Source organism: Sulfitobacter sp. HI0129 (assembly GCF_001635395.1).
Taxonomy (GTDB): domain Bacteria; phylum Pseudomonadota; class Alphaproteobacteria; order Rhodobacterales; family Rhodobacteraceae; genus Sulfitobacter.
Genome location: NZ_LWGH01000632.1, coordinates 1 through 5,818, shown reverse-complemented (window position 1 = coordinate 5,818; position 5,818 = coordinate 1). Strand labels below are relative to the sequence as shown.

Annotated in this window: 7 protein-coding genes and 1 pseudogene; 2 read left to right on the top strand and 6 right to left on the bottom strand. The window is 64.7% G+C overall.

Annotated elements, in window-relative coordinates:
* From A3764_RS16475 to A3764_RS16460, 4 genes are all read right to left on the bottom strand, one after another.
* Nucleotides 1–667: ATP-binding cassette domain-containing protein (locus tag A3764_RS16475; RefSeq protein ID WP_150122245.1), on the bottom strand; the 667-nt coding region annotated here is incomplete at its 3' end.
* A complete protein-coding gene (locus A3764_RS16470) occupies nucleotides 664–1,452 on the bottom strand; it encodes an ABC transporter permease (protein WP_067927512.1) in 789 nt (262 codons plus the stop codon). The genes A3764_RS16475 and A3764_RS16470, both read right to left, overlap by 4 nt.
* A 185-nt stretch (nucleotides 1,453–1,637) precedes the next feature.
* Nucleotides 1,638–1,835 carry a CsbD family protein gene (locus A3764_RS16465; RefSeq protein ID WP_067927516.1) on the bottom strand — a complete coding sequence of 66 codons (198 nt, stop codon included), beginning with the start codon at nucleotides 1,833–1,835 and terminating at the stop codon, nucleotides 1,638–1,640.
* 157 nt (nucleotides 1,836–1,992) lie between these two features.
* The gene (locus A3764_RS16460) at nucleotides 1,993–2,748 is read right to left on the bottom strand and encodes an NAD kinase (RefSeq protein ID WP_067927532.1); all 756 of its coding nucleotides are present in this window, start codon (nucleotides 2,746–2,748) and stop codon (nucleotides 1,993–1,995) included.
* 172 nt (nucleotides 2,749–2,920) lie between these two features.
* Between A3764_RS16460 and glyA the strand changes: the two genes are divergently transcribed.
* A complete protein-coding gene (gene glyA / locus A3764_RS16455; RefSeq protein WP_067927519.1) occupies nucleotides 2,921–4,198 on the top strand; it encodes a serine hydroxymethyltransferase in 1,278 nt (425 codons plus the stop codon).
* A gap of 133 nt (nucleotides 4,199–4,331) precedes the next feature.
* Nucleotides 4,332–4,730, top strand: coding sequence for a (R)-mandelonitrile lyase (locus A3764_RS16450; RefSeq protein ID WP_067927522.1), 399 nt, complete (start codon nucleotides 4,332–4,334; stop codon nucleotides 4,728–4,730).
* A 23-nt stretch (nucleotides 4,731–4,753) separates the two neighbouring features.
* Here A3764_RS16450 and A3764_RS16445 read toward each other — a convergent pair whose 3' ends face one another.
* Nucleotides 4,754–5,521 carry an SDR family NAD(P)-dependent oxidoreductase gene (locus tag A3764_RS16445; protein WP_067927525.1) on the bottom strand — a complete coding sequence of 256 codons (768 nt, stop codon included), beginning with the start codon at nucleotides 5,519–5,521 and terminating at the stop codon, nucleotides 4,754–4,756.
* Between the two features lie 84 nt (nucleotides 5,522–5,605).
* Nucleotides 5,606–5,818, bottom strand: a pseudogene (locus A3764_RS25255) (hypothetical protein); the annotation flags it as partial.

The following is a 5,818-nucleotide window of genomic DNA, read 5'->3' as shown; positions in this document are numbered from 1 at the left end:
AGTTCCAGCATCTGGCCACCTTCCCGGGTGAAGTGTCTACCGCTGCGGCCATGGCGGCATCCTCCACCTCGATAAGGCGCCCGCCGTGGAGGGCGAAATGCCTGTCACACCATTTGCCCATCTGGGTCACGTTGCGCGTAATGAAGACCAGCCCCGCTTCCGCGAGGCGCCGTTCCAGCATCGCATCGGAGCGCGCGCGCTGCGGGCCTTCGCCAAAGCCGATGGTTTCATCCGCGATGTACCAGTCGCAGCGCTGGCTCAGGGAAAAGCCGCAGGCCAGTGCGGCCCGGACAGAGGGCGCATATCCGCCCATGCGGCGGGCGAATCCGTCCGGCTGCCCGGTCAGGCGCGTGCAGAAGGCGAGCGTTTCGGCGGGGTCCGCCCCCACGGCCCGGGCGGCGATGGCGATATTCATCGTCCCCGTCAGATCCGGATGGAGGAAACCACTCGATCCGATGGGCCATGACACCCGACCCTGCCGGCGCAGGACCCCGGCATCGGGACGGTCCATACCGCAGAGAAGACGCGCCAGCGTGCTCTTGCCCCGGCCCGGGCGGGCCAGAATGCCGACCCGCTCCCCAGTGCGAAAGATGACGGAGACCTGCCCCAGCACCGGATGCGGCAAGGGGGCGTCCCCGTGGCAAGTGACATCGATCAGGGAGATCATGCGCCGGGCCACCACGACAGGTTCAGCGGACCGCGCGCCTGCAGGCAAAGAGCTGCCAGAAGACAGACGATGCCGAAGGCCGCGGGATACCAAAGTTCTGCGATGGGCGAACGATAGCCGTGGAAATACCCTTCCCGCAGAAGCTCGGTCGCGTGAAAGAGCGGGTTCCACCACAGCAGGTCGCGCGCCGGACCGGAAAGCTCGGTCGCGGTGTAAAACAGCCCGGAAATCCAGAAGAGCGGCCGCAGGAGGACCGCGAGCATGCGACCGAAACTTTCGGACACGCCATTGAGAAGCGCGAGGAGCGACCCCACGCCAGCAGCCAGCAGCCATGTTACGGCCAAGGCGGTGTAGACCCCCCAAAGATCGCCCGGCAGAGGGGCGCCAACGATCATGGCGAGCCCGCCGAAAACCACCAGCGCGACAAGGACGAGGTTCGCCGCCTCCACCAATGCCGCGGCGGTCAGGATATCCCGGTCCCCCAGCGGGGCGAGGAGCTTCATGTGGCGGTGCGCGACAAGGGAGCGGACCATGGACCCGATGGTCTGACGGAACATGGCATAGGGCAGGATGCCGGTGGCCACGAAAACCTCAACCCCGACGGCAATCGGCGGGCGCCTATCCATGATGATGAAGAGGCCTACAACAAGGCCGATCCACACCATCGGCACGGCAACGGACCAGAAGGGGGCGAGAAGCCCGCCGGTGAACCGCGTCCGACGTTCCCGCGCGATAAGGGCAGAGAAACGCGCCGCCTGGCCGGGGATGGGAAAGGACCGCTGCATGTTGGCCAAGGTAAGACCAGCCCGGGCGGTCAGGCAACTAATTTAAAGTTAACAAAGGGTTAATAGGTGGGGTAGCATCCCCCCCGGGGGCGTTCGCTTTTTGGAAGGTGCGCGATTGCCCTGCCCCGAACATAAAGGAGGCGGCCCCTCGGGACCGCCTCCGTCACTCGTTAACAACGGCGAAGTCAGTGCTTCGCTGCGAACTGGTCAATCTGGCGCTCGGCTTCATCCTTGGTGCAGCCGTAGCGTTCCTGAATGCGACCCGCGAGCTGTTCACGATTGCCGTTGGCCTGTGCCACGTCATCGTCCGTCAGGTCGCCCCATTCTTCTTTTACCTTGCCGGTGAACTGCTTCCAGTTGCCTTCGATACGGTCCCAATTCATCGTGCATACTCCTATTTACTGTTTACCCGGACGGGATTGGTACAAGACCACCCGCGTCTCATTAATTTAACGCCGATGACGGGGAGTTGTTCCACCGTGAATCGGGAAATTCCCCCGACCGGAAAAAGGACACCATTGGCAGGGCTGCAAGCCCAGATCAGGTGAACTGTTCGCTGATCAACCGCTCTTCGAGACCATGGCCCGGATCGAAGAGAATGCGGTGGGCAACGGAGGGTTCGGAGCGGATTTCGACCGTCACCACATCCCGGTGGGACTTTCCGTCGGCATCGGCCATCACGGGCCGCTTTTCCGGTTCGAGCACGTCAAAGCGCACCTCTGCCCGCTTGGGCAACAGCGCGCCCCGCCAGCGCCGGGGACGGAAGGCCGCCATCGCTGTCACGGCCAGCACATCGGCCCCGATGGGCAGGATCGGCCCGTGGGCGGAATAATTATAGGCCGTGGACCCAGCGGGTGTCGCCACCAGCGCGCCATCGCAGACGAGTTCCTGCATCCGCAGCCGCCCGTCCACGCTGATCCGCAGCTTGGCCGCCTGTGGCCCCGCGCGCAGCAGCGAGACCTCATTGATGGCCAGCGCATGGGAAACATCGCCATCGGCATGGGTCGCGCGCATGGAAAGCGGGTTGATCACCGCCTCCTCTGCCGCCGCCAGCCGGGCAATCAGGCGGCTGTCGCCGTAATTGTTCATCAGAAAGCCGATGGTGCCCCGGTTCATTCCATAGACCGGGACATTCAGCGTTTGCGTTTCATGCAGGGTCTGGAGCATGAAACCGTCGCCGCCCAGCGCCACGATGACCTCCGCCTCTTTCAAGGGCACGTCGCCGTAGCGGTCGGCCAGTGCTGCCAGTGCCGTCTGGGCGACGGGCGCGCGGCTGGCGGTAAAGGCTATCTTCATGCTGCGGCCCCCGGGTTTCCGATCGTCGTCCTTCGGCTCCGAAAGAACCATATATTCGCAGCCGCTGCCAGCATTGCCGCACAAGAGGCCCCCTGCGTCGGTTTCCCGCCTTCCCCAGCCTTTTCCTTTGGGCTACGAAGCCCGCGAAACAGCGCCATCAAGGAAACCCCAAATGTCCGACTTCTTTACCGCTTCGCTTGCCCAGGTCGACCCGGAACTGGCCGCCTCCATCACCGACGAGTTGGGACGCCAGCGGGACGAGATCGAACTGATCGCTTCGGAAAACATCGTGTCCAATGCCGTGCTGGAAGCGCAGGGCAGCATCATGACCAACAAATATGCCGAAGGCTATCCGGGCCGGCGGTACTATGGCGGGTGCCAGTATGTGGACGTGGCCGAAACCCTCGCGATCGAGCGGGCAAAGCAGCTTTTCGGCTGTGGCTTCGCCAATGTGCAGCCCAACTCCGGCAGTCAGGCGAACCAGGGCGTCTTTCAGGCCCTGCTGCAGCCCGGTGATACGATCCTGGGCATGAGCCTCGATGCCGGGGGGCACCTGACGCATGGTGCGGCGCCCAACCAGTCGGGCAAGTGGTTCAATGCTATCCAATACGGCGTGCGCAAGCAGGACAACCTGCTGGATTACGATCAGGTCGAGGCGCTGGCGAAAGAGCATAGCCCCAAGATGATCATCGCCGGCGGCTCCGCCATTCCGCGCCAGATCGATTTTGCCCGCATGCGCGAAATCGCCGATATGGTGGGTGCCTACCTGCACGTGGACATGGCGCATTTTGCCGGGCTGGTGGCTGCGGGCGAACACCCCTCGCCCTTCCCGCATGCCCATGTGGCGACGACCACGACCCACAAGACCCTGCGCGGCCCGCGCGGCGGCATGATCCTGACCGACGACGAGGCGCTGGCGAAGAAATTCAACTCCGCCATCTTCCCCGGCATTCAGGGCGGCCCGCTGATGCATGTGATCGCGGCCAAGGCCGTGGCCTTCGGCGAGGCGCTGCAGCCGGAATTCAAGACCTACATCAAACAGGTCATCGCCAACGCGCAGGCGCTCAGCGACGAGCTGATCAAGGGCGGGCTGGATACCGTGACCCATGGCACCGACACCCATGTTCTGCTGGTCGATCTGCGCCCCAAGGGGGTGAAGGGCAACGATACCGAAAAGGCGCTGGGCCGCGCCCATATCACCTGCAACAAGAACGGCGTTCCCTTCGACCCCGAAAAGCCGACAGTCACTTCCGGGATCCGTCTGGGCTCCCCTGCCGGAACGACCCGCGGCTTCGGTGAGGAAGAATTCCGCCAGATTGCCCGCTGGATTGTGGAGGTCGTCGACGGGCTGGCCGCAAATGGCCCCGATGACAACGGCGCGGTGGAAGAGAAGGTGAAGGCCGAAGTGGCCGAGCTTTGCAAAAGGTTTCCGCTCTATCCCAACCTGTGATCGGGCAGGCAAACCAATGAAGCCGGGCGGCCCCCATCGGGGGCCGTTTGCTTTTGTGGCTGCAGGGGTGCCGCAAAATGGACTTGCCCGCGCTCGGGGGCTGGGCCACCTTGCGCGTCAAAGGAGACATCTCATGCAGATCTACCCCGCCGCCGAACGTCCCGCGCAGGATGTCGACCCGCAATATTTCACCGGCGATGTGTCGATGCAGCCTCTCGTCACGGCCCCTGCCCCGGCCCGGCTGCGCGGCGTCTCTGTCAGCTTTCAGCCTGGCGCACGTACCGCCTGGCACACGCACCCGCTAGGCCAGACGCTGATCGTGACCGCGGGCAATGGCCTCGCGCAGGTGGAGGGGGAAGCGATCCGCCCCCTTTCCGTAGGCGATGTCGTCTGGTTCGAACCGGGCGAGAAACACTGGCATGGTGCCGCCCCCGACAGCGCCATGACCCATATCGCCCTGCAGGAAGCGCAGGACGGCAGCGCCGTCACCTGGCTGGAGCATGTAACGGACGCGCAATACGCCGGCGGCTAATCTAAGGCGCGGTAGCCGCCCTGTCAGCGCGGCGCCATCCGGATCGCCCCGTCAAGGCGGATGACCTCGCCGTTCAGCATGGGGTTGGTGACGATATGGCCCACCATCGCGGCATATTCCGCAGGCGCGCCCAGCCGGGACGGAAACGGCACCTGCCGCCCGAGCGAGTCCTGCACATCCTGCGGCAACCCTTCGAGCAGCGGCGTCAGGAAGAGACCCGGTGCGATGGTGCAGATCCGCACGCCCTTGTCCGCCATGTCGCGGGCCATGGGCAGCGTCATGCCCACCACGCCGCCCTTGGACGCGGCATAGGCCACCTGACCGATCTGGCCTTCGTATGCGGCGACGGAGGCGGTGTTGACGATCACGCCCCGGGCGCCATCAGGCTCCGTGGGGTCAGCGGCGGCCATGCGCGCGGCGGCCTGACTGGCACAGTTGAAACTGCCCAGCAGATTGACCCGGATGACCTTTTCGAACAGCGCCGCGTCATGCGGCTCCCCCCGGGACACGGTCTTGGCGGCGGGGCCGATCCCGGCGCAATTCACCAGCACCCGCAAGGTGCCCAGTTCGGCTTCCGCCCGGTCGAGCCCCGCGCGCACGCTTTCAGGGTCGGAGACGTCGACCTTGCAGAACAGCCCGGACAGGGATTTCGCCCGTTCCTGTCCCTGTTCTTCGTTCAGATCGAAAAGGGCGACCTTCAGCCCCATTTCCGCCAGTTGCGCCGCGGTGGCCGCGCCGAGGCCCGATGCCCCCCCGGTGATCACCGCTGTCTGTCCGGTCCAATCCTGCATGGCTGCGCTCCCTTTCGCTCCGCATCTTCTATACCCCCCGTGATACGTGGCTGGGTTGGGTATGCAAGCGGCTTCGGTGCGCCGCTAGAGCCGGCCAGACCACCACATCCATGTCACGAAGGCGGTGAAAACCACGATCAGGTTGAAAGCAATGGTGCCCGTGACCGACAGGATCCGGCCCAGCCGCGCATCGGCAGCATCGATGGCCTTGAGGTGCTTTGCCACCGTATCATAGGCCCGGTCGAGTGCCGCGCCGTCGATCTGGCGGGACAGTTTCGGATGCGCCATCAGGGTCTC

Coding starts and splice junctions, on each gene's coding strand:
- glyA (WP_067927519.1), top strand. CDS start 2,921: ATGTCCGACTTCTTTACCGCTTCGCTTGCCCAGGTCGACCCGGAACTG.
- A3764_RS16465 (WP_067927516.1), bottom strand. CDS start 1,835: ATGAATTGGGACCGTATCGAAGGCAACTGGAAGCAGTTCACCGGCAAG.
- A3764_RS16460 (WP_067927532.1), bottom strand. CDS start 2,748: ATGAAGATAGCCTTTACCGCCAGCCGCGCGCCCGTCGCCCAGACGGCA.
- A3764_RS16450 (WP_067927522.1), top strand. CDS start 4,332: ATGCAGATCTACCCCGCCGCCGAACGTCCCGCGCAGGATGTCGACCCG.
- A3764_RS16470 (WP_067927512.1), bottom strand. CDS start 1,452: ATGCAGCGGTCCTTTCCCATCCCCGGCCAGGCGGCGCGTTTCTCTGCC.
- A3764_RS16445 (WP_067927525.1), bottom strand. CDS start 5,521: ATGCAGGATTGGACCGGACAGACAGCGGTGATCACCGGGGGGGCATCG.